18 protein-coding genes are annotated in these 20,968 nt (G+C 60.7%); 9 read left to right on the top strand and 9 right to left on the bottom strand.

The window, feature by feature from the left end:
- Window positions 1–67: 67 nt before the first annotated feature.
- The gene (locus QSV77_RS05000; protein WP_302732707.1) at window positions 68–1,351 is read left to right on the top strand and encodes a flagellar biosynthetic protein FliO; all 1,284 of its coding nucleotides are present in this window, start codon (window positions 68–70) and stop codon (window positions 1,349–1,351) included.
- A gap of 113 nt (window positions 1,352–1,464) precedes the next feature.
- On the opposite strand, the gene dksA is transcribed toward QSV77_RS05000, so the two are convergent.
- Window positions 1,465–1,884 (bottom strand): RNA polymerase-binding protein DksA, encoded by a 420-nt coding sequence (gene dksA / locus QSV77_RS04995; protein WP_046800250.1) that lies wholly within the window; start codon window positions 1,882–1,884, stop codon window positions 1,465–1,467.
- A 301-nt stretch (window positions 1,885–2,185) separates the two neighbouring features.
- Here dksA and QSV77_RS04990 point away from each other — a divergent pair, with 301 nt between their 5' ends.
- The 4 genes from QSV77_RS04990 to QSV77_RS04975 all read left to right on the top strand — a co-directional run bounded on the left by QSV77_RS04990 (window position 2,186) and on the right by QSV77_RS04975 (window position 6,037).
- Complete coding sequence (locus tag QSV77_RS04990; protein WP_302732705.1) at window positions 2,186–2,662, top strand: histidine phosphatase family protein; 477 nt, start codon at window positions 2,186–2,188, stop codon at window positions 2,660–2,662.
- 130 nt (window positions 2,663–2,792) lie between these two features.
- Entirely contained in the window at window positions 2,793–4,271 is a 1,479-nt protein-coding gene (locus QSV77_RS04985; protein ID WP_302732704.1) for a YcjX family protein, read from the top strand.
- The gene (locus QSV77_RS04980) at window positions 4,268–5,347 is read left to right on the top strand and encodes a YcjF family protein (RefSeq protein ID WP_302732703.1); all 1,080 of its coding nucleotides are present in this window, start codon (window positions 4,268–4,270) and stop codon (window positions 5,345–5,347) included. Before QSV77_RS04985 ends, QSV77_RS04980 begins: the two co-directional genes overlap by 4 nt.
- Window positions 5,348–5,476: 129 nt before the next feature.
- On the top strand, window positions 5,477–6,037 hold the full coding sequence (locus tag QSV77_RS04975) for a hypothetical protein (protein WP_142839672.1): 561 nt from the start codon (window positions 5,477–5,479) through the stop codon (window positions 6,035–6,037).
- Window positions 6,038–6,051: 14 nt separating this feature from the next.
- Here QSV77_RS04975 and folK read toward each other — a convergent pair whose 3' ends face one another.
- The 3 genes from folK to folP all read right to left on the bottom strand — a co-directional run bounded on the left by folK (window position 6,052) and on the right by folP (window position 7,801).
- On the bottom strand, window positions 6,052–6,567 hold the full coding sequence (gene folK / locus QSV77_RS04970; RefSeq protein WP_302733887.1) for a 2-amino-4-hydroxy-6-hydroxymethyldihydropteridine diphosphokinase: 516 nt from the start codon (window positions 6,565–6,567) through the stop codon (window positions 6,052–6,054).
- A gap of 4 nt (window positions 6,568–6,571) precedes the next feature.
- A complete protein-coding gene (gene folB / locus QSV77_RS04965) occupies window positions 6,572–6,937 on the bottom strand; it encodes a dihydroneopterin aldolase (protein WP_142839671.1) in 366 nt (121 codons plus the stop codon).
- A gap of 78 nt (window positions 6,938–7,015) precedes the next feature.
- Window positions 7,016–7,801, bottom strand: coding sequence for a dihydropteroate synthase (folP, locus tag QSV77_RS04960; protein ID WP_302733886.1), 786 nt, complete (start codon window positions 7,799–7,801; stop codon window positions 7,016–7,018).
- Window positions 7,802–7,980: 179 nt separating this feature from the next.
- Here folP and QSV77_RS04955 point away from each other — a divergent pair, with 179 nt between their 5' ends.
- Window positions 7,981–8,607: a DUF922 domain-containing Zn-dependent protease gene (locus QSV77_RS04955; RefSeq protein WP_302732701.1), complete on the top strand. Its 627-nt coding sequence runs from the start codon at window positions 7,981–7,983 to the stop codon at window positions 8,605–8,607.
- Window positions 8,608–8,916: 309 nt separating this feature from the next.
- On the opposite strand, the gene QSV77_RS04950 is transcribed toward QSV77_RS04955, so the two are convergent.
- On the bottom strand, window positions 8,917–9,237 hold the full coding sequence (locus QSV77_RS04950; RefSeq protein WP_269697946.1) for a 2Fe-2S iron-sulfur cluster-binding protein: 321 nt from the start codon (window positions 9,235–9,237) through the stop codon (window positions 8,917–8,919).
- A 130-nt stretch (window positions 9,238–9,367) separates the two neighbouring features.
- Entirely contained in the window at window positions 9,368–9,736 is a 369-nt protein-coding gene (locus QSV77_RS04945; RefSeq protein WP_302732699.1) for an Hpt domain-containing protein, read from the bottom strand.
- A 480-nt stretch (window positions 9,737–10,216) separates the two neighbouring features.
- On the opposite strand from QSV77_RS04945, the gene QSV77_RS04940 reads away from it, so the two are divergent.
- Window positions 10,217–16,597 (top strand): hypothetical protein, encoded by a 6,381-nt coding sequence (locus QSV77_RS04940; RefSeq protein ID WP_302732698.1) that lies wholly within the window; start codon window positions 10,217–10,219, stop codon window positions 16,595–16,597.
- A 110-nt stretch (window positions 16,598–16,707) separates the two neighbouring features.
- Here the strand turns inward: QSV77_RS04940 and QSV77_RS04935 are convergent, their stop codons facing one another.
- Entirely contained in the window at window positions 16,708–17,625 is a 918-nt protein-coding gene (locus QSV77_RS04935) for a PhzF family phenazine biosynthesis protein (RefSeq protein WP_269697950.1), read from the bottom strand.
- Between the two features lie 308 nt (window positions 17,626–17,933).
- Between QSV77_RS04935 and QSV77_RS04930 the strand changes: the two genes are divergently transcribed.
- Window positions 17,934–18,707 (top strand): NAD kinase, encoded by a 774-nt coding sequence (locus tag QSV77_RS04930; RefSeq protein WP_142839663.1) that lies wholly within the window; start codon window positions 17,934–17,936, stop codon window positions 18,705–18,707.
- Window positions 18,708–18,728: 21 nt separating this feature from the next.
- Entirely contained in the window at window positions 18,729–19,229 is a 501-nt protein-coding gene (locus QSV77_RS04925; RefSeq protein ID WP_142839661.1) for a hypothetical protein, read from the top strand.
- Here QSV77_RS04925 and QSV77_RS04920 read toward each other — a convergent pair.
- Both QSV77_RS04920 and prfB read right to left on the bottom strand, forming a co-directional pair.
- Complete coding sequence (locus QSV77_RS04920; RefSeq protein WP_302732697.1) at window positions 19,221–19,703, bottom strand: cysteine hydrolase family protein; 483 nt, start codon at window positions 19,701–19,703, stop codon at window positions 19,221–19,223. The genes QSV77_RS04925 and QSV77_RS04920 overlap by 9 nt on opposite strands.
- Window positions 19,704–19,776: 73 nt before the next feature.
- Window positions 19,777–20,908 (bottom strand): peptide chain release factor 2 gene (gene prfB, locus QSV77_RS04915; RefSeq protein ID WP_142839658.1). Its coding sequence is split into 2 segments (ribosomal slippage): window positions 19,777–20,838 and window positions 20,840–20,908, totalling 1,131 coding nucleotides; the frame shifts between segments, so codons are not numbered across the junction.
- Window positions 20,909–20,968 lie beyond the last annotated feature (60 nt).

Genomic DNA, 20,968 nt, shown 5'->3' with positions numbered 1-20,968 from the left:
TTTTCCTGCTTGACGTTCACACTATAAGAACCACGGCAATATTAATTGCTCGAAAAAATCTGAAGGGATGATCTCCATGATGGATGATTTTATCGGCACCTATGGAAACAATCTCATCGTCGCCGTCGTCGGTGTGGGTGTGGCGCTTCTCGTTCTGGCGATCGCTTTATGGCTTCTGCGCAGGCGCAGCGGCTCGTCGCCGTTTATCCGTGGTGGGCGCAACCGGCAGCCGCGCCTGCAGGTTCTCGACGCGACGGCCGTTGATGCGCGCCGCCGTCTGGTGCTGGTTCGCCGCGACAATGTCGAACATCTGGTGATGATCGGCGGGCCGACAGATATCGTCATCGAAAGCGGTATCGGCGCAATCCCGATCGTCAGGGACGTGCAGGAGCCGGAACTGAAGGCACTGCCGCGTCAGGAAAGCGAGCCGAAGAGAGCCGAGCCGTCCATTCCCCAGGAACGCCGCGCCGCCCTGCCGCAACAGCAGCCCGTCGCAGCACCAGCCGCAGCCACAGCACCAGCCCCGGCTCCCGTGTCACAGGAACCGGTAAGGCCGCCGCAGCAACGGCCGGAGCCCACCGCACCTGCTCCTCGCCCCCCACAACCGGCCGCAACAACGTCGCTATTGCCGCCGCGTCCATCGACACCGCCGCAACCCGTATCGCCGCCGCCGGTCGCAGTTCGCGAGCCCGCTCCGCCGGCGAGACAGGCCGCGCCCGAGAGGGAGATCCCTCGCCCAACGCCGCAGCCGTCAGCAGTGGCTGCGGCTGTTCCTGCAGCCACCATTGTGCCAGCCGTCGCCGCATCGCTCGACACGGCCGGCGAACGCAGCGAACCGCGTCGTGCGGAACCCTTCACGCCCGCTCCGGTACAAACACCGATACCGGTCGTTGCGCCGGCTCCCGTGCAGGTGACGCAGGCAAAGGTGGAGGAAGAACGGCCAACGGTCATCGCTCCATCGGTTTTTGCCGCGCGTGAGCCGGTGCTCGATCAATCCAGCGCCGCAGATTTTCTCGACGCGGCGCGCGAGCGGGTTCTTCCCGGCCTCAAGTCCGAGCAGAATGCCCCGCCGGCCCCTTTCCCGCCGAAACCGGAAACTCCAGCTTTTGCGTCCAATGACGCCGAGCCGAAATTTTCCGACGAGTTGGCCAGCGATTTCGAGAGTTTTCTCGAAGCCGAGATAGCCAAGAGCCGGGATGCGGACAATGAACCGTCCATTGCTGCTACCCCGGAAAAGCAGCAGAAAAACGAACCCGTTTCGCCACCAGTTACCGGAGCGTCGCCAGATGGTGACGTGCAGAAAGAAATGGCGCGTATTTTCGGTGAGCTTTCCGTTACCCGCGACCGCTGAGGCGGCGCGCATGAAGCTTCAATGCAAAAGGGCACGGAATAATTCCGTGCCCTTTTTGTATGTCCGGTGCTTGAGATGGCCGGTTCGCGGTAGCGTCCGGCACAGCAGCCTTGTTATTCGTCGCGATAAACTTTTTCGCGACGCTCGTGACGTTCCTGCGCCTCGATGGAAAGTGTCGCTATCGGGCGGGCGTCAAGACGCTTGAGGCCGATAGGTTCACCCGTTTCCTCACAGAAACCGTAGGTGCCGTCTTCGATCCGCTGAAGAGCCGCATCGATTTTGGAAATCAGCTTGCGCTGACGATCGCGGGCGCGAAGTTCGATCGCCCGGTCTGTTTCGGATGAAGCCCGGTCAGCGAGATCGGGGTGATTGGCGCTTTCTTCGGCGAGATGTCCGAGGGTCTCGCGCGCTTCTCTCAGGATGTCATTTTTCCAGGCGACCAGCTTCGCGCGGAAGTAGGCCCGCTGGCTGGCATTCATGAACTCGTCGTCTTCCGAGAGTACATATTTGCTAAGATCGATCTTCTCACTCAACGCGATTCTCCTCGAAGAACATCTCAATGCGGCGGTGTATACTCCAATGATATAGGCCGGTTCAAGTCTACAGATCAGTTTTCAGGCATTTTTAAAACTGACACAAAAATCATCTAAATGACTAATTTTTATCCTTTATTGGCGTCGAGGCGATCTGTTCTTCGATCACTTCAATGCGACTTGCCAACAGGAAAGAGGACTTGCGGTCCCTTGATCCTATCCTGTAGCATCCGGCTGTACCCAGAGTTTCGAACGCCGGTTCCTGCCCTTGACAGATTCTCATCCGAAGCGAGTTTATCTTTTGCGCCACGCCAAAGCCGCCTGGGCGGCGCCGGGGGAACGCGATTTCGACCGTGGATTGAACGAAGCAGGTTTTGCCGAGGCGGAGATCGTTGCCGACCTTGCCGCCGACCGGCGTTACCGCCCCGACGTGCTCTTATCCTCCACCGCCGCACGCTGCCGGCAGACCACGCAGGCCTGGCAGCGCGCCTTCAACGAAGGCATCGAAATCGCCTATGTCGATGAGATGTATAATGCGCGCAGCGAAACCTATCTCTCCCTCATCGCAGCGCAGACGGATGCTGGTTCGGTGATGCTGGTGGGTCATAACCCCACCATGGAGGCGACACTGGAAGCGATGATCGGCGAAGATCTGCTGCACGCCGCCCTGCCCTCCGGTTTCCCGACAGCAGGGCTTGCCGTACTCGATCACGATGGCAGTGCCGCAAATGGCGCGGATCGCTGGCGACTGGTCGATTTTCTCTCACCCGGCAAGTAGCCGCCCATTACATCATGGCGCTATCGCCGACGATATCACTCGTGAAAATCCACCAGAGCGCTTCTTTTTTGGTCAGCCGCGACTTCCTATATTGCAGCCGTGATCATGAACCACAGCCGGGAAACTGCCATTGCCGCCTTCTCTGACGTCCCTGACAGACAGTGCGCTTATCGCGCTCGATAATCTGGCCGACCGTGCGAGCAACCTTACCCATCCGACATTGCGGCTTGGCGTTACAGGCCTTTCGCGGGCGGGAAAGACGGTTTTCATTTCCTCCCTCGTCCACAACCTCCTGAATGGCGGCCGCCTGCCCTTATTCGAGGCCATGCGGTCAGGCCGCGTCTCGAATGTGCGCCTCGAGCCGCAGCCGGACGATGCCATTCCCCGTTTCCAGTACGAAGACCATATTCAGGCGCTGGTGCGCGACAGGCTGTGGCCGGATTCGACGCGGGCAATCTCGGAACTCAGGATCACGCTGGATTACCAGAGCGCCAGCGGCTGGGGCCGGTGGTTCTCTGCCGGCAAGCTATCCATCGATATCGTTGATTATCCCGGCGAATGGCTGCTCGACCTGCCGCTTCTGTCGCAGGATTATAAACAGTTCAGCGACGCGACCATCGCACTTGCCGGGAGCGGCATCCGCGCCGAGCTGGCGCAGGAATGGCTGGCGATAGCCTCTTCGCTGGATATCAATGCACCTGCCGATGAGATGACGGCGCGGCGGCTGGCGGAAAGTTTCGCGGCCTATCTGAAAGCCTGCAAGTCCGACGAGAGATCGCTCTCCACCCTGCCGCCCGGCCGTTTCCTGATGCCGGGCGATCTGGAAGGTTCTCCGGCGCTGACCTTTGCGCCCCTGCCGGGGCTGACCGGCGAAAAAGCGCCAAAGGGTTCGCTGCGGGCGATGATGGAGCGGCGTTACGACGCCTATAAGTCGATAGTGGTCAAACCTTTCTTCCGTGAGCATTTCGCCCGTCTCGACCGTCAGATCGTGCTGATCGACACGCTGCAGGCCGTCAATCGCGGACCGGAGGCCGTTCAGGATCTGGAACGGGCGCTGGGCGATGTGCTTGCCTGTTTCCGCCCCGGCACCAATAGTCTGTTATCCTCGCTGATCGGCCGGCGCATCGACAAGGTGCTGATTGCCGCCACCAAGGCCGACCATCTGCATCACGAAAGCCATGACCGGCTGGAGCGGCTGACCCGTCGTCTGGTGGACCGCGCCATCACCACCATCGGCATGAATGGTGCCGGCATCGAGGTCATGGCACTGGCCTCCGTGCGCGCCACCAGAGAGGCAAGCGTGCGTCAGGACGGCCACGAGCTTCCGGTTATCGTCGGTACGCCGATGGCTGGAGAAACCATCAATGGCGAGACCTTCGACGGCAATCGCAAAACGGCGATCTTTCCCGGCGACCTGCCCGAAGACCCGGAGCCGTTGTTTCGCAGCATAGACGAGGATGGCGACAAGGCGACGCTGCCGGATGTCAATGTCGTGCGCTTCCGCCCGCCCAATGTGGACGAGCCGGGCAGCGGCGGCATCCGGCTTTCCGTTCCCCATATCAGGCTCGACCGCGCCATGCAGTTCCTGTTCGGAGACAAGCTCGCATGAAGGCTCCCACACCAAACGATCCGCAGGCCCGCCGCCCGGCGGCTTTCACGCTCGAGACAGAGGAGACGGCACGGCCGTCGCCGGCGCAAAAACGTGCCCCGCGCAGCTTCGATACCGAGATTTCATTGACGCCTGACGAGGACGATCCGTTTCTGGCACCTGAAGAGATCGATGCGGCCGCATTGCCGGTGGCCTCGCCGAAGAAAAACCGCTTCTCTTTCGGCAAGCTCGCGCTCGGCGCGCTTGGCGTCCTGTTCTCGCTGGCCTTCGGGCTTTGGGCGGACCAGCTTATCCGCAACCTGTTCTCCCGCTCCGACTGGCTGGGTTACACGGCGAGTATCGCCCTTATCGTCGCGCTCTTCGCCGTTCTCGTCCTTGTCGGGCGGGAAGTCTTCGGCATCATGCGGCTCAACGCCGTGCAGTCGCTCAAGGCCGATGCCGAGACGGCGAGCCTCGACAAGAGCCCGAAACCTGCCCGCGCCGTCATCACCCGTCTCAATGCCGTTCTCTCCCACCGGGCCGAAACGGCCAAGGGCCGGGCGGCGCTGAAAGATACGGAAAACGATGTGATTGACGGCCCGCATCTCATCGAGCTTGCTGAGCGTGAATTGCTGGCGCCGCTCGACCGGCAGGCACGGGCGTTGATTCTCAATTCCTCCAAGCGTGTCTCCGTGGTCACCGCCGTCAGCCCGCGTGCAATCGTCGATCTCGCTTATGTGCTTTTCGAAGTGACGCGACTGGTTCGGGGCATGGCGGAGCTTTATGGCGGCCGCCCCGGTACGCTCGGCATGCTGCGGCTGCTGCGCGATGTCGTCGCCCATCTGGCCGTCACGGGTTCGATCGCGGTTGGAGATGGTCTCGCCCAGCAGGTGCTCGGACACGGGCTTGCCTCGAAGCTTTCCGCCCGCCTCGGCGAAGGCGTCATCAACGGCCTGATGACGGCGCGAATCGGTATTGCGGCGATGGACCTTTGCCGCCCGCTGCCGTTTCGTGCGGTGAAGCGGCCGGGGATCGGTGATTTCATGTCCGACCTCACGCCCGATTTAAGCGGCGGAAAAAACGGTGAAAAAGCCTGATCGGCCGGACAAGCGCGGTTCAAAAGGTTACGAACGAAACCGCAAATGCGGGTGAAATAAACCAAGCATTAACCATTCCGCCGGTAGATTGCCGCCTATCGAACAGGCTTCTTCGCCGGGGAAAGTATCATGTATTCGCGCTTCTTTTCGCTTGTGGGCGGACTTGCCGCCATATTGTCCGTCAGCGGCGGTTTCGGCCTGTCTGACGTCCATGCCGCATCGCGTGATCGCGACGACGTGTTCTTCCGCTCGGTGGCCGGCGTCTGGAAAGGTCCGGGCGAAATCGTCGCGGGCAAATACAAGGGCACCAAATTCACCTGCGATCTGACGGGCGAACCGCTTGATGACAAAAAGACCGGCATCAAGCTTGGCGGCACCTGCCGCGTCGGCGTCTTCAGCCAGCCCATGTCCGCCATCATCAGCCAGAAGGGCAGCAGCTACGAAGGCAAGTTCCTCGACGGCGCCGAAGGCAAGGGACTGGACATCACCTCCGGACAGGTCAACGGCGACAAGGTCGTCGTCGGCATCAACCGTTCCAAGCTCAATGGCGCCATGGTTGCCCGCGTCTCGAGTGACAACTCGATGAACATCACCATTTCCGTCAAGGTCGCCGACCAGATGATCCCCGTCATCGGTGTGACGCTGGCGCGCGATATCGATCAGCTCGCCGTCGGTTCGATCAAGCCCTAAGCGCGATAATCCTATCAGTCATTGCCGAGCAGGAGTGTCCACCACTCCCGCTTTTCGTTTGTGCGGACAATACCGCTTCTATCCGCCTGCTGAAGCCATTCCCGCACCGGCTTTCCCTTCACCTCGATATCCGGGGCAATCTCGGCGAGCGGCATCAGCACGAAAGCCCGCCCCGTCATGCGCGGATGCGGCACTTCGATGCTTTCCGTTACGATAGATTCATTGCCGTAGGTCAGCACATCGATATCGATGGTGCGCGGGCCCCAGCGTTCCGTGCGTACCCGCTTCATGCCCCTTTCAATGTCGAGGCATAATTGCAGCAGCGCGGGCGCCGTAAGCGAGGTTTCGACCAGCGCGCAGCAATTGAAGAAATCCGCCTGATCCGTCTTGCCCCAGGGAGGCGTGCGATAAAGACCGGAGACGGCCAGCAGGCGGCAATTTTCATGCATATCCAGTTCGTGCAAGGCCTTGGCCATCGCGGCGGCGGGATCGCCGATATTGCCGCCAAGACCCAATGCGGCGACGGTCATCTTTTCAGGCACGGTGTTCAACACTCACCTGCGCGTAGTCGAGAATGCCGGGAACGGGAGCGGATGGTTTACGCACCGTGATGCGCAACCAGACGATCTGCGGGTACCGGGCGCGTAGCGCCTTGGCGATGTCGTTCGCCAGCGCCTCGATGAGATAACGGCGCTGCCCGACGACTATTTTTTCGATGACGGCGAAGGCCACACCATAATCGACGGTATTTTCGATTTCGTCGGTTTCCAGCGCGTCACCCGCCTCGACCTCCATCTCGGCATCGACGAAAAAGCGCTGGCCCAGCACCTCCTCCTGCTCGAGAAGGCCATGACGGGCGAAAAAGGAACAGTTTTTCAGGATGATGGTATAGCGGCTCATCGCATCGCCTCCATGGCAGGAATGTTTCGCCCGAAAGCCGCGCCTTCATGGGGACACGGCGCTCCGGCACTCGTTGATCTACGCATCGGCCTTTGCCGACGCTTTGGCAAGAACCGCATCGGCAATTGCCAGTGCATCGCGTGTGGCAATGACATTGTGCACGCGAAAAATCGAAGCACCAGAAAGGCGCAGGATCGCTGTCGTCGCAGCCGTTCCGATATCGCGTTCGTGGGCCGCATCCCGGCCCGTCAGCGACCCGATGAAACGCTTGCGCGACGTGCCGGCCAGAACCGGCAGGCCGAAAGCGGCAAGCTCACCGAATCGCGCCATAAGCTCGACATTTTCGCGCTCGTCCTTGGCAAATCCGAAACCGGGATCGAGCACGACGGCATCTCGGGCAACACCCGCATCCTGCGCAATCTCGAGCGAGTGATTGAGGAATTCAAACTGGTCCTCGATGACATCGGCGAGCTTCTGTCTGTCGCGGCCGGTATGCATGATGCAGACGCCGGCGCGTGTGGCGGCGATCACGCCGGCCATTTCCGCATCCTTCTGCAAGCCGAAGACATCATTGACGATATGCGCGCCCGCTTCGATCGAAAGCCTTGCCGTCGACGCACGATAGGTATCGACGGAAATCAGAACGTCCGTCTCGTGGCGCAGCCTCTCGATGACCGGCAGTACTCGATCCTGCTCCTGCGCCTCCGTTACCTCCGCCGCACCCGGCCGGGTGGATTCGCCGCCGATATCGATGATGTCAGCCCCCTGTTCCACACAGCTCAACGCATGGGAAAAAGCCGCATCGACGGCGAGAAAACGGCCGCCATCGGAAAATGAATCGGGCGTGGCGTTGACGATGGCCATAATACGGCCACGCCCATCAAGTTTCAGGGAGCGGCCATGGGCCGCTTGCCACACGTTGCTGCCGGCTGTTATCACGTAACACGCGCCTTTCGGAAATAACGGAATGTTATGCCAATTCTTATAGGTTCCGCTCCGCCTATGCAGCAAACGATTTTCAAGTTCAACCGGAAGGCCGGGTCATGACCAAATCATCACGTGCTCTTTGCGCCGCCCTTGCGGGCGCGCTGGCACTTTCTTCGGCCGGGCCAGCTTTTTCCGACACCATCGTCCGCAAGACCTATTCCTATTTTTCGATCACCGGCAAAACCGCCGCCGATCTCGACCAGCAGCTTTCCAAGCATGGCCCGCTGACGCGCAACACCGGCGCGCGCCATCCCGGCGCGACCGAGATTAAATTCGGCGGCGAACTCACCTATGTGGAAAAAAACGGCCAGTGTAGCGTTGGAACGGCCAAGGTTCTTTTGAACACCCGTATCCTTTTGCCGCGATGGAAAAACCGCCGCCGCACCACGGCGGAGCTGGCCTTCATCTGGGATACGCTGCTGGCCGATATCAAGCGCCACGAGGAACGGCACGCGGAAATCGCCCGCACCCATGCCCGTTCGCTCGAAAGGCAGCTGGCAGCCCTTCATCCGCAGAAAAATTGCGAGACGCTTCAGGAAATGGTCGGCAAGATCACCCAGACGGTGATGGATGAGCATGACAGGGACCAGCTGCGTTTCGATGTAGTGGAATCGAAAAATTTCGACGCCCGCATGACCCGGCTTTTGAAAAACCGGCTCGAACAGGGGCAGAACAGGCGGTAAACCGCCTTCGCCGCACCTCCCATTAAAGGCGCAACGCAACGGAAACATGACGTTACGTCATGTCCGATCTCACCCGTGACTTCTCGTCATGGTGCCGCCGCCGAGACTCATTGTAGCTTGTTCATGTGGTTTTTAACGGTTGTGGCCCGCAGCGGGTCCGGCGCTTGAAACCCTCTCCGGTTCTCCCGGTGCGCACTTGAGGGCTCGCAGGTGTTTCCTCCCTCGCCTGCATGCTGCGTACCCGCCTCGCCCCGCTCTCCTCTATCTGGTGAGCGGGGCTTTTTCTGCGGCCGACAAAGTGGAGAGCCTTCAGCCCTGGCGTTCGGGAATGTGAACGACAAGACCGTCAAGCTCGTCATTCATCTTGATCTGACAGGAGAGACGCGAGGTGGGGCGCACTTCGAAGGCGAAATCCAGCATGTCCTCTTCCATCGGCTCCGGCCCGCCGACACGCTCCGCCCAGGCGTCATCAACATAGACATGACAGGTCGCGCAGGCACAGGCGCCGCCACATTCCGCATCGATGCCCGGAATGGAGTTGCGCACGGCGTTCTCCATGACGGTGGAACCGTTGCTCACATCGAGTTCATGGGGCGTGCCGTCAAAGGCAACGATGGTCAGTTTTGTCATGCCGGAATCCAAAATGGTGATCTAAGAACTGTTCTAAACACATAGAAAGGCCGGTTCGCCTTGGCAACCCGCTTCAAGGGTGCACAGGCGGAACCGGCCTTGTAAAATGACAAATTTGATGAACTCCGCCTCAGCGGCAGAGCTTGAGGATGAAGTTTTCCGCCTCGACGATGGTTACCGCGAGTTTCGCAATCGCGGCGCTGTCCTTGCCCTGGTCCTCCACAGCAGCTGCGGCGGCGGAAACGGCCGGAGCGCCGACGGCCTGTGCAGCGCCCTTCAGGCGGTGGGCGGTTGCCCTCACGGCCTTGTCGTCAGCATCGGCAATTTCATGCAATGCGGCGCGGGCGTTGCGGCTGAACAGTTGCAGGACTTCGATTTCCAGATCCTTGTCACCCATCGTCTGACGGGCAAGATGATCGAAATCGATCGGCTTTTTCGTAAAGGCCGGCGCACCGCCGCAATTATCCGGAGCTTCGAAAGCAATACTGACCGCTGCCATGGCTGGAATTCCTTGTCTCGCCGTTTCCTGTTTCGTGTCACATCTGTGTCGTATTTACGCATCCAAACCGGTGCTATCGGCTTAAATTACGGCGTGACGCGGGCGAAAATCTTCTGCTATGGTTAATTTATGTTAAACTTATGCGAAACAAGGCGTTCAGAGCGAAACTCAGGTTTAAAAACTGTTAAAAAGCCGACACTTCGCTGCTGCCGTAAATCCGCATTAATTGTTTCGAACACCTAAATGTGTCACTACGGTACTGCCGTTAAGACGAGGCTTAAGTGCAAGCTTTGTTATTACGGCACAGTGATGTAATTTCGCCCGAAAGCTGGACCACCAGCAATTCGGGATTTGGTAAATGGCGGAATTGTTCCCTTTAACGGGATAATGTTCCGCCGGCATGATGGCGGCAGTCCGCTTGCAGGTTGCAAGTGGTCCAACGGCATGAAGCCGGGCGTATGTGTAACGAGGCGTAACCGCATGGCGAATAACAAGATCAGCGACTCTGTCGACGAGACTGCATTTCAGGCGTTGGAAGACGCCCTGCAGCTCGGTGCTTTCGAAGAAAAGCCGGAATCGCGGAAGACCGCAGCGCCAAAGCAGCCGGAGGCCAGATTGAAGGAAGCAAGCAGACAGACCCCTGCTCCCGAGGCCGCGCGCGCGCCTGCCGAACAGGCACCCAAATCCCCCAATCTGGAAGCCGCCAATGACGGCTCCAAGCGCAGCCCGGCGATGATCCTGAAATCGCTCGAAGGCGGCTCCATCGGCGGCGCACTCAGAAATGCGACGATCATGTCGGTGATCTGGGCGCTGGGTGGTCTCGGTGTGGCACACCTGCTTTACGGCAATGCGCTCTGGAACATCGCCTCGCTGGCCGACCTCACCGCAATTCCCGGCCTGATGGCGATCGTCGTCGGCATCCTTGTTCCCGTCATGCTGTTCTTCGCCTTCGCGATCATGATGGCGCGTGCCCGCGATCTGCGTAACGCCGCCCGCTCGATGGCCGAAGTCGCTCTTCGCCTTGCCGAGCCTGAAACCGTTGCCTCCGATCGCATCATGTCCGTGGGCCAGGCGGTTCGCCGTGAAGTTTCGGCCATGAATGACGGTATCGAGCGCACCATTGCACGTGCGACGGAACTGGAAACGCTGGTCCATTCCGAAGTCAACGCGCTTGAGCGCAGCTATGCCGACAATGAACTGCGCGTCCGCAGCCTTGTGCAGGAACTGACCGCCGAGCGCGACGCCATCGTCAACCATGCCGAGCGCATCCGCTCGTCCATCGTTGGCGCACAGGAACAGATCAAGGAAGAGCTTTCCATCGTTGGCGAAGAGCTTTCGATGCGGCTTGCCACGACAGGCGAAGCCTTCGCCTCGATGATCGATACGCGCTCCGCCGCCCTGCTTGAAAAATCGCGCGCTTCCACCGAAGCCATGGGCAGCCTGATCGCCGCCAAGACCGAAAACCTGCTTCAGGCATTGAATTCCTCAGGTTCGACCCTGTCGAACGAATTCGACATGCGCCTGCACAATCTTGCCTCGACGCTGGATGAGCGCGGCGAAGTGCTGCTTGAGCGGTTCGCAATCCATGCTTCGACGCTGGATAGCGGTGCCGAAAGCCTCAACAGCGCGCTTGAGGAGCGCACCCGCCAGCTCAACGAAACGCTGTCCACGCGCACGCTGGAACTCAACCGCAATATTGATCGCGGCCAGCAGATCATCGGCGGATCGCTGGATACCGTGCTCGACAAGCTTTCGACGACGCTTGAGGAAAAGGGTCTCTCCTTCCGCCAGAGCCTGCAGAGCACGGCTGATGATGCGATCATGGATCTCGATCTGCGTTCCGGCCTCTATGAAGAGCGGCTGCAGGCGACGGTTGGCCAGGTCAACTCGGCCTTCGACGAGCATGTGGCGGAATTTGCCAGCGCCTTCGACCAGCGCGCCGGCAGCCTCGACAGCAAGTTGATGGAAAGCCTCGCCCGCATCAACGAAACCGTTGCCGGCGGCTCCGAAGCCCTCGATACCATGCTGAACAGCGGTCTTGAGCGCATCGGCAATACCATGACCGATCAGTCTCTGGCGCTTGCAACCGCGCTGGGCACCGGCCAGGAAATGCTTGAAAGCGCGCTGGAAACCCGCACCCGCGAGTTCAGCGACGCGATTGGCCAGCGCACTGCCGAAATCACCAATGCCTTCGCCAATTCGCACGAGAAGATCGACAACGTGCTGGCGGAACGCAGCAATGCCCTGTTCGGCGCACTTTCGGCCAGCCAGGATCGTTTTGACGAAGCGCTTGCCAGCCGTTCGCTGGCCATTACCGGCTCTGTTTCCGGCACGGCCGAACGCCTCGCAGCGATGCTTGACGAACGTGCAGCCGCAATCAACAGCGTTGTCGCCGATGTCGAACGCCGTCTGTCGGAAACGCTCGAAACCCGGGCCGCCGCCATCACCGGTGCCGTCTCCGGTATCGAGGACCGTATTTCCGACACGCTGGAAAGCCGCACGGCTGCCCTGCACGACGTTGTCTCCGGCGCGGAGAGCCGTATCGCCGAGACGCTTGACGGTCGCACGGCTGCTCTTTCCAGCACGATTTCCGGTGTCGAGGAACGCATCGCCGACACGATGGACAGCCGTACCCTGTCGCTCGACATGACCTTCGCCAATGTAGAGGAAAGGCTTTCCGAAACACTCGACAGCCGCACATCCGCCCTTACCGGCATTGTCGCCAGTGCCGAAGAGAAGATCGCCGGCGCGCTCGACAGCCGCACGACCACCTTCGGCGACGTTGTTGCCGGCGCCGAGACCCGTATCGCCGAAACGCTTGACGGTCGTACCGCTGCGCTTAACGCCGTGGTTTCGGGTGCGGAAGAACGCATTGCCGATACGCTTGACAGCCGCACCATGGCGCTCGACATGGCATTTTCCGGGGCAGAAGAGAAAATCGCCGATGCGCTCGATACGCGCACCGCAGCTCTTGGCGAGCTGGTGGCAAGCGCCGAGACCCGTATTGCCGGCGCGCTCGACAGCCGCACGGATTCGTTGAAAAACGTCGTTTCCGGCGCGGAAGAGCGGATCACAGACGTACTCGACAGCCGGACCATGGCGCTCGACATGAGCTTCTCCGGCGTCGAGGAAAAGATTGCCGATATTCTCGACAGCCGTACCGCCGCCCTGCACGGCGCCGTTTCCGGCGTAGAGGACCGTATTGCCGGCGCGCTGGACAGCCGGACGGCTGCCCTTTCCGGCATCGTTTCCGGCGCGGAAGAACGCATCGCCGATGCACTCGACAGCCGGACCATGGCGCTCGACATGACGATTTCGGGTGTCGAGGAGCGGATTGCCGAGGCAATGGATGCGAGAACATCGTCGCTTTCGCTTGCGGCGGCCGGTGTCGGCCAGCGCCTCGAAGCCACGGCGTTTACACTTGAAAACGCCCTTGCCAGCGGCCATGAGCGGCTGGAAACCATGCTCGGCTCACAGGCGGAACGCATTGCCGGTTCGCTGGAGCGCAATAGCGGCCTGATCGAGCAGAGCGTTTCTGGCGCGGCCAACCGCATCGAAACCGTTGTGGAAGATGGCAGCAGCCGTTTTGCACAGACGGTGGAAGAAGGGGTTTCCCGCCTCGAAAGCAATCTGTCGCAATCGCATGAGGATATCCGCACCGCGCTCGACCAGCGCCACGCGGATATGGCTGCGACGCTGAGCTCGGCCACCACCCAGATGGGTGACATGCTCTCCGAGCAGGCAATGATGATCGGCACCACTGTCGCTTCCAGCGCCAGCATGCTCGAACTGTCGCTCGAAACCCAGCAGGACACGCTGCAGAAGGCAATCGACGGAAGCGCTGCAACGCTCGAAGAACGTCTTCGCAACAGCGCCGGCGACATCGCCGTCAAGATCGGCGAAGCCGCCCGCGAAATCGGCGGCGCGACAGACGCCCTCTCCTCCCGCATCGAAACCTCGATCGGCAACGTCACCACCCGTCTCGATGAGACCGGTGCGCGTATCGAAACGTCGCTCGATACGTTGCAGGCCCGCGTTGGCGGTGATCTGGCCAATGTGAACACTTCGATCGAAGATGCCGGCCGCCGCTTCGCAGAGGCGCTTGAGGACAAGACTGCGGTCTTTGCCCGCACCAGCGACGAAGCTGCCGAGCGCATCACCGGCATTCTGGACGAGCAGACGACACGTGTTACCGACACGTTCGAAAGCCGCACCACCCGTCTGGCCGAAACATTCGATACCGGCACGGCCCGTATCGACGAACGCCTCGGCACCATGGACCGGGCGCTGACGATCGGCCTCGAAAACGTCAACCGTACCATCGAAGGCAAGGCGAGCGATCTCGCAGTCAGCCTGCGCGGCGCGGTCGTCTCCGCCACCCAGAGCATCGGCGATGAAGCCGTTCGCTCATCTGCCCTGCTCGCCAAGTCCGGTTCGGAATTTGCCGACCAGGTCCAGGCGCAGAACGAGGCCTTCACCAAGGCCATCGAGGAACGCTCCGGCGAGATCGTCAACCGCATTTCGGATGCGCAGACGCGTCTTTCCGGCCAGGCCGCAGCCGTTGCCCAGACCTTCTCGGAAGCCGGCAACATCATCGTCAACAAGGTGGCCGAGGCTGAAGCCGTCGTCCGCTCTCAGGTCGGTGTCATTTCCGAGACGCTGACGGGTGTCGAATCGGCCCTCGACGCGCGCGGCGAATCCATCCGCTCGGCGCTGGATAACCGCACCCGCGAACTCAACTCGATGCTGGCCAGCCGTTCTGCCGAACTGTCGCGCCTGATCGAGGAAAAAGCCAAGCCGGTGGTCGACGAATACGCCACCATTGGCCGTGAAGCCGCCGAAAAGATCGTTTCCGCTGCCCAGCAGAGCGCAGAACTTCTGTCACAAAGCAACAGTGGCATGGTCGGCATGGTGGAACAGGCGATCAGCGATTACGCCAATGCCGGCACGGATGCGGCAAGCAAGCTTGTCGCCGCCACCCGCCAGAGCACCGACATGCTGTCGCAGACCCACACCGCCATGGCGGATGCCGTCGAACAGGGTATCGACAAATATGCCCGCTCGGGCAGCGATGCCGCCAACAAGCTGGTCGCCGCCACCCGCCAGAGCACGGATATGCTGTCGCAGACCCATAACAGCATGGCCGAAATCGTCGAAAAGTCGGCTTCCAACTTCAACTCCGCCGTCGAGCGGGCGGCACAGGAATTCGGCACGGCCGATGAGGCCCTGAATGCCTCTGCGACCCGCTTCTCCGATAGCGCTTCGCAGGCCGCCGACATGGTGTCCAGTTCCAGCCGTCTGCTCGAAGGAAAGATCGACCGCCTGTCGAATATTTCCGGCCAGACGCTGGCACAGGTTGCCGGCATCGTCGGCCGCTTCGAGGAACATTCGAAGGTGCTGAGCCAGGCCTCCGAACTGCTCAATGCGGCGCAATCGAGCCTCGTTGGCACGCTGGAAGAGCGTCAGGACGCACTTCGCAGCCTGTCGGTCGGCCTCGTCAAACGCTCCGAGGAAATCGAAAGCGCCATGCGCAACGTCGTCGGCGTGGTGGAAACCACGCTCAACGAAGCCGAGGAGCGTTCGCAAAACGTCGCCGGCAATCTGCGCGACAACCTGCAGGCGTCCTTTACCGATATCGGCCGCTCGCTGGATGAGACCGAACAACGCGCCCGCTCGGCGGCACAGACCATGCGGGGCGCCCTGCTCTCCGCCGGCCAGGATGCCAGCCGCTCGATCGAAAGCACGCTGTCCGACGCCCAGAAATATTCCGACGAGCTGGTCAACCGCCTGCGCGGCGGTGTCGAATCCTCGCTCTCGGAAGTCGACAATCTCTTGGGCAGCGCCTCGGAAAAATCCAATGCCGCCGCCGCCAACCTCAAGGAGACGCTGCGTCAGGCCGTCGAAGAGGCCGTCAGCCGCTTTGCCGGTGCGACCGACGAGATCCGCCGCTCCAGCCACGATATCCGCCGCGAGCTGGATGCGACCCGTGCCGAACTGAAGCGTGGCGCATTCGACCTGCCGGAAGAAGCCAAGGAAAGTGCGGCCGCCATGCGTCGCGCCGTTTCCGAGCAGATCAAGGCCCTGCAGGATATTTCCCAGCTTGTTGGCCGTTCGGCCCACCAGATGGAAGTCTCCGAACCCGTCGCCCGCGCCATTGCCGCTACCCAGCCTGCCGCCGAGCGCCGTGTCGAGACACGCGCGCAGCCGGCAGCAGCCGCTCCGGTGCCGCAGCGCCCGGCGCAGCCGCAGCCTGCTCCCACGCCGGCCGCACTGCGCGGTTCCCTGCCACTTGAGAATCGTCAGGTCGAAAACCGGCAAACCGAAAACCGTCAGGCACCCGCCCCCGCTCAACCGGTTGCGGCAAACCCTGCCGGACGTCGTGAAGAAGGCGGGGGCTGGATCAGCGATCTGCTGCGCGGCGCCTCGCGTGACGGTCAGGAAACCTCTGCGGCTTCCGCTCCCCGCGCCAGCGCCGAACAGCAGCCGACCCGTGCGGCCGACACCCGCAACCCGCGGCACATGGTCGAATCGCTGAACTCGCTCTCGGTCGATATCGCCCGTGCCATCGACCACGATGCCTCGGTGGAACTGTGGCGCCGTTACCAGCGCGGCGAGCGCGACGTCTTCACCCGTCGCCTCTACACGCTGAAGGGCCAGACGACGTTTGACGAGATCAAGCGCAAATACGAGCGGGAAGCCGAATTCCGCACCGCCGTGGATCGCTACATTACCGATTTCGAAAAGCTGCTCGCCGACGTCGCTCGCACGGACCGCGACCGGAGCGTCACCCAGTCCTATCTCACGTCCGATACCGGCAAGGTCTATACGATGCTTGCCCATGCGGCAGGCCGGTTCAACTGATCTGGCTGACGCAGACATAATAAAACCCCGGTCGAGAGACCGGGGTTTTTCTTTGGATTGCTGGCTGTTTCGTCGTTCTTAAACGACGTGAACTTACCGGCTCGCTGACATCAAATATCGAACACACCCGATGCAACGCGCACCGCGTGGCCGCCGATGCGGGCGCGGGCGATTTCACCGTCCTTGATGTCCATGCGCAGGTGGATGTGGGACGGCCGTTCCATTTCCACGCCCTGCTCGATGAGGAGCGGATAATGTCCGTCGGTCAGGCCATCAAAATGGTGAATGGCGCCGGAAAGGGCGGCAGCCGCCGAACCGGTGGCCGGATCTTCCGAAATGCCCATATCCGGAGAGAACATGCGGGCATGGAACTTTGCCGCGTGGTTGACGCCGCCGCGACAGTAGATATAGGCCGCCGTCAGCAGCCCTTCGACGAGCGGTGCGGTGCGCAGCCACAGATTGGCGTCGAAATCCATGTCACGCACGGCGGCGATATTGTGGAGGGGCACGAGCAGAAACGGCACACCGGCCGTCCAGATCGACGGCACGTGATTTTCAAAACCCAGATGGCCTTCGCTGACGCCCAGCGCATCGGCAAGTGCCGCATGATCGAGCGGCAGCTCGACACGGGATGATTTGCGCGGCAGATCGAATTCGGCGAAGCTGACGGCGCCGGCGCGCATCTTTACCGCACAACGGACAGGGCCCACCTTCTCTTCAAGCACACAGACCATATCGACATCATCATCGCCATCCTTGCGATTGCGCTCGGCGATGGCGACAGCGGCACCAACGGTCGGGTGTCCCGCAAAAGGCAATTCACCTGATGGCGTGAAGATACGCAGCGAAGCCGCATGTGCCGGGTTGCCCGAACGATTGACGAAGACCGTCTCGGAAAGGTTCATTTCCCTGGCGATTGCCTGCATCGTCGCCTGATCGAGGTCGTCGGCGTCATACATGACCGCCAGAGGGTTTCCCGCCATTCTGGTTTCGGTAAAGACATCATAGATATTGTAGTTCAGCACCAAATCCGTCTCCTGCCATTCATCCTGCAGCCTGCTTTGCAGCAAACTGCATCAGGCCGCCCTGCATCGCAACCCTTGTCGGAGAGTGGAAATCAAGAAGCTGTGGAACGGTGCGGCGCAATGGCGCGGTGGGGGAACGCCTCGCTGCCCGAAAGGCCTTGTCGCCAACCGTCGTCTTCATGTACCAAGGATGCGTCTGGTGGCTTGTGATCGACCGTTTTCATCGACGTTTGAAGATTGCGAGCCGCTTCAACAGGTTACAGCACCGTTAGCAAGCCTTCTCAGGTCTGCGCCGTTGTCGAGGGAAGCGGATGTCGCATTCTAACTGTTCACTGTCCTTCGTCGCCTCCGCAACCGAGGAGGCGCAGACGGCGATGGAGGCGCTGAAGGGCGTTTACGGCAATACGCCGTTTGAAGAGGCGGAAGTCATCGTCGCGCTCGGTGGCGACGGCTTCATGCTGCAAATCCTCAACGAAACGATGAATTCCGGCAAACGTGTCTACGGCATGAACCGGGGATCGGTCGGCTTCCTGATGAATGATTATCGGGTGGAGGGTCTGCTTGAGCGTATCGCGGTTGCAACCGGCAATGATTTTCATCCGCTGCGCATGACAACGACGGATTCGGATGGTGATGAGTTCACCGCCCTTGCCATGAACGAGGTCAGCCTTTTCCGCCAATCCCATCAGGCCGCCAAGCTGCGTGTCGAGGTGGATGGCAAGGTGCGGCTGGAGGAGCTGATCTGCGATGGCATGATGGTGGCGACGCCTGCAGGGTCCACCGCCTACAACTTTTCCGCCCATGGGCCGATCCTGCCGCTGGAATCACCGCTTCTGGCGCTCACCCCCGTCAGCGCGTTTCGTCCGCGGCGCTGGCGCGGCGCGCTTTTGCCGAATAAGGTGACGGTCGACATTCATGTTCTGGAACGGGATAAACGCCCGGTGAATGCGGTGGCTGACCATACGGAGGTGAAATCCGTTCGTCACGTTCGGATCGCACAATCGCAGGACAGGACCGCGAGGATTCTCTCGGATCCGGACCGTTCGTGGTCCGACCGGGTTCTTGCCGAACAGTTCAACAATTGACGCTAACCATTCATAACGGCCATGAAACTTAGACAATCGATCCTCGCTGCCCTCATTCTCGCCAACGCCGTGTTGCCCGCACGGGCGCAGACAGACCCGATCGATACGCTGCCTGTTTCCGCGATCTTCGTTGTCAGCAGCGGCATGTGGGAAGACCGAAACCTCGAGCCGCGGGAGGGCGCTGACGGCCAGTTGCGGCCACCGCCGGCATCGCCCACGCGTGGCTATTACAAGGTGATTGCAATCCGCCAGGGCGACGGGACGGCCAAGATTTACCTGCAGCGCATCGCCTTTACGGCGGAGGGACCAAATCTCCTCGAAAATGTCGAGCTGGAGGAGTTCAACCAGATGAAATCCTATGTGACGGATGTTCGTCCGGAAAGCTCGAACGGCGCATCGGATTCGCCCGGCCTGTTCGTCACCGTCTATCTGAAAACAGACCCGATGGCCAAGGAAGCCGAAAGCTGGACGATCCTGATCGACGAGCTTGGCGAGATGAAGATAGAAAAAGCCTCAAACTGACGGCTGGATATCAAGCTCATGCGGCCCGGCCAGAACCGCGCCGAAATGGTGCTTCCATAATCTCGCGCCCAGTTCACCGCTACGGTCTAGGCTGGAGCCCACCGTCAGCCACGGCAACAGCGTTGGGTGCAGTCCCGCATCGAACAGGGCAAAACCAGCCGCCAGTACGCAGGTATCAGCCTGAATGCCGCAGACCAGCACCCTGCCGGGGTTGAGAGACCGTAGGTGGTCTATCGCCGCCTTTGGGGGCGCATAACCGTGCTTGATGAATATTCGGTCCGCGGCGACAAGCGACTCATCATCCCTGCCCGGCTTCCAGCCGAGCTGCCGCTCGAAAGGCGTGACGCTTTCATCATGGCGCTCGACGGTGGCAATGCTGGGCACCGTAGTTGCGAGGGCCGATATCTCCGCCACCAGCGCAGCCGGTGGATTGAAGCTCGGCTGGACGTCGACGATGTAGAGCACCTGTTTCACGCATATCCTCCAACGAAAAACCCCTCGCAATGGACCTGCGAGGGGCAATTTCTCGATCGACGCATCTGGCGCCTTAGTCGATATCCGACACTTCCACGTCCGCGCCACCGCTGATGCGATGCGCCAGAGCAGCTTCCATGAATTCGTTCAGATCACCGTCCAGCACGTTGCCGGGCGCGGTGCTTTCAACGCCCGTGCGCAGATCCTTGACCAGCTGGTAAGGCTGCAGAACATAGGAACGGATCTGGTGACCCCAGCCGATATCGGTCTTGGAAGCAGCCTGTGCGTTGGCCGCATCTTCCCGCTTTTGCAGTTCCACTTCATAGAGGCGGGCGCGCAGCATGTCCCACGCCTTGGCGCGGTTCTTGTGCTGCGACCGTTCCTGCTGGCAGGCAACCGCAATACCGGTCGGGATGTGCGTGATGCGCACGGCCGAATCCGTCGTGTTGACGTGCTGGCCACCAGCACCGGACGAACGATAGGTATCGATACGGCAATCGCTTTCGTTGATGTCGATCTGGATCGAATCGTCGACGACCGGATAGACCCAGACGGAAGAGAACGATGTGTGGCGACGCGCATTGCTGTCATAGGGTGAAATACGAACGAGGCGGTGTACGCCCGATTCCGTCTTCAGCCAGCCGAAGGCATTGTGGCCCTTGACGAGGATCGTTGCGGACTTGATGCCGGCCTCTTCGCCATCGTGAACTTCCAGCACCTCGACCTTGAAGCCTTCGCGGTCCGCCCAGCGGGTATACATGCGCAACAGCATGTTCGCCCAATCCTGGCTTTCCGTACCGCCGGCGCCGGAATGCACTTCGAGATAGGTGTCATTGCCGTCAGCTTCGCCCGACAGCATGGCTTCCACCTGACGGCGGTTCGCCTCGCTCTTCAGCGCCTTCAGCGAGTCTTCGGCGTCCTTGACGATCTCGTCGTCGCCTTCCATCTCGCCGAGTTCGATCAGCTCGATATTGTCCTTCAGCTGCTGCTCCAGCGCCTTGACGCCGCTGATGCTGTCATCCAGCTGCTGGCGCTCACGCATCAGCTTCTGGGCCTCGGAGGCATCGTTCCAGAGGGTCGGGTCCTCTGCCTTGTTATTCAACCAGTCCAGTCGTCTTATCGCCTGGTCCCAGTCAAAGATGCCTCCTCAGCAGGCTTATGGCCTGCTTGATTTCGTCGACTACGTTCACGATTTCATTGCGCATTTCGCTGGTTCTTCGCCTTCATTGAAACTTGTTGCTCAAATAAATGCGGGGGGCGCGGAT

The sequence above is a fragment of the Agrobacterium sp. V1 genome (assembly GCF_030518355.1).
GTDB lineage: Bacteria > Pseudomonadota > Alphaproteobacteria > Rhizobiales > Rhizobiaceae > Agrobacterium > Agrobacterium cucumeris.
The sequence above is the reverse complement of the archived record's forward strand: the minus strand, read 5'-3'. Positions and strand labels throughout refer to the sequence as shown.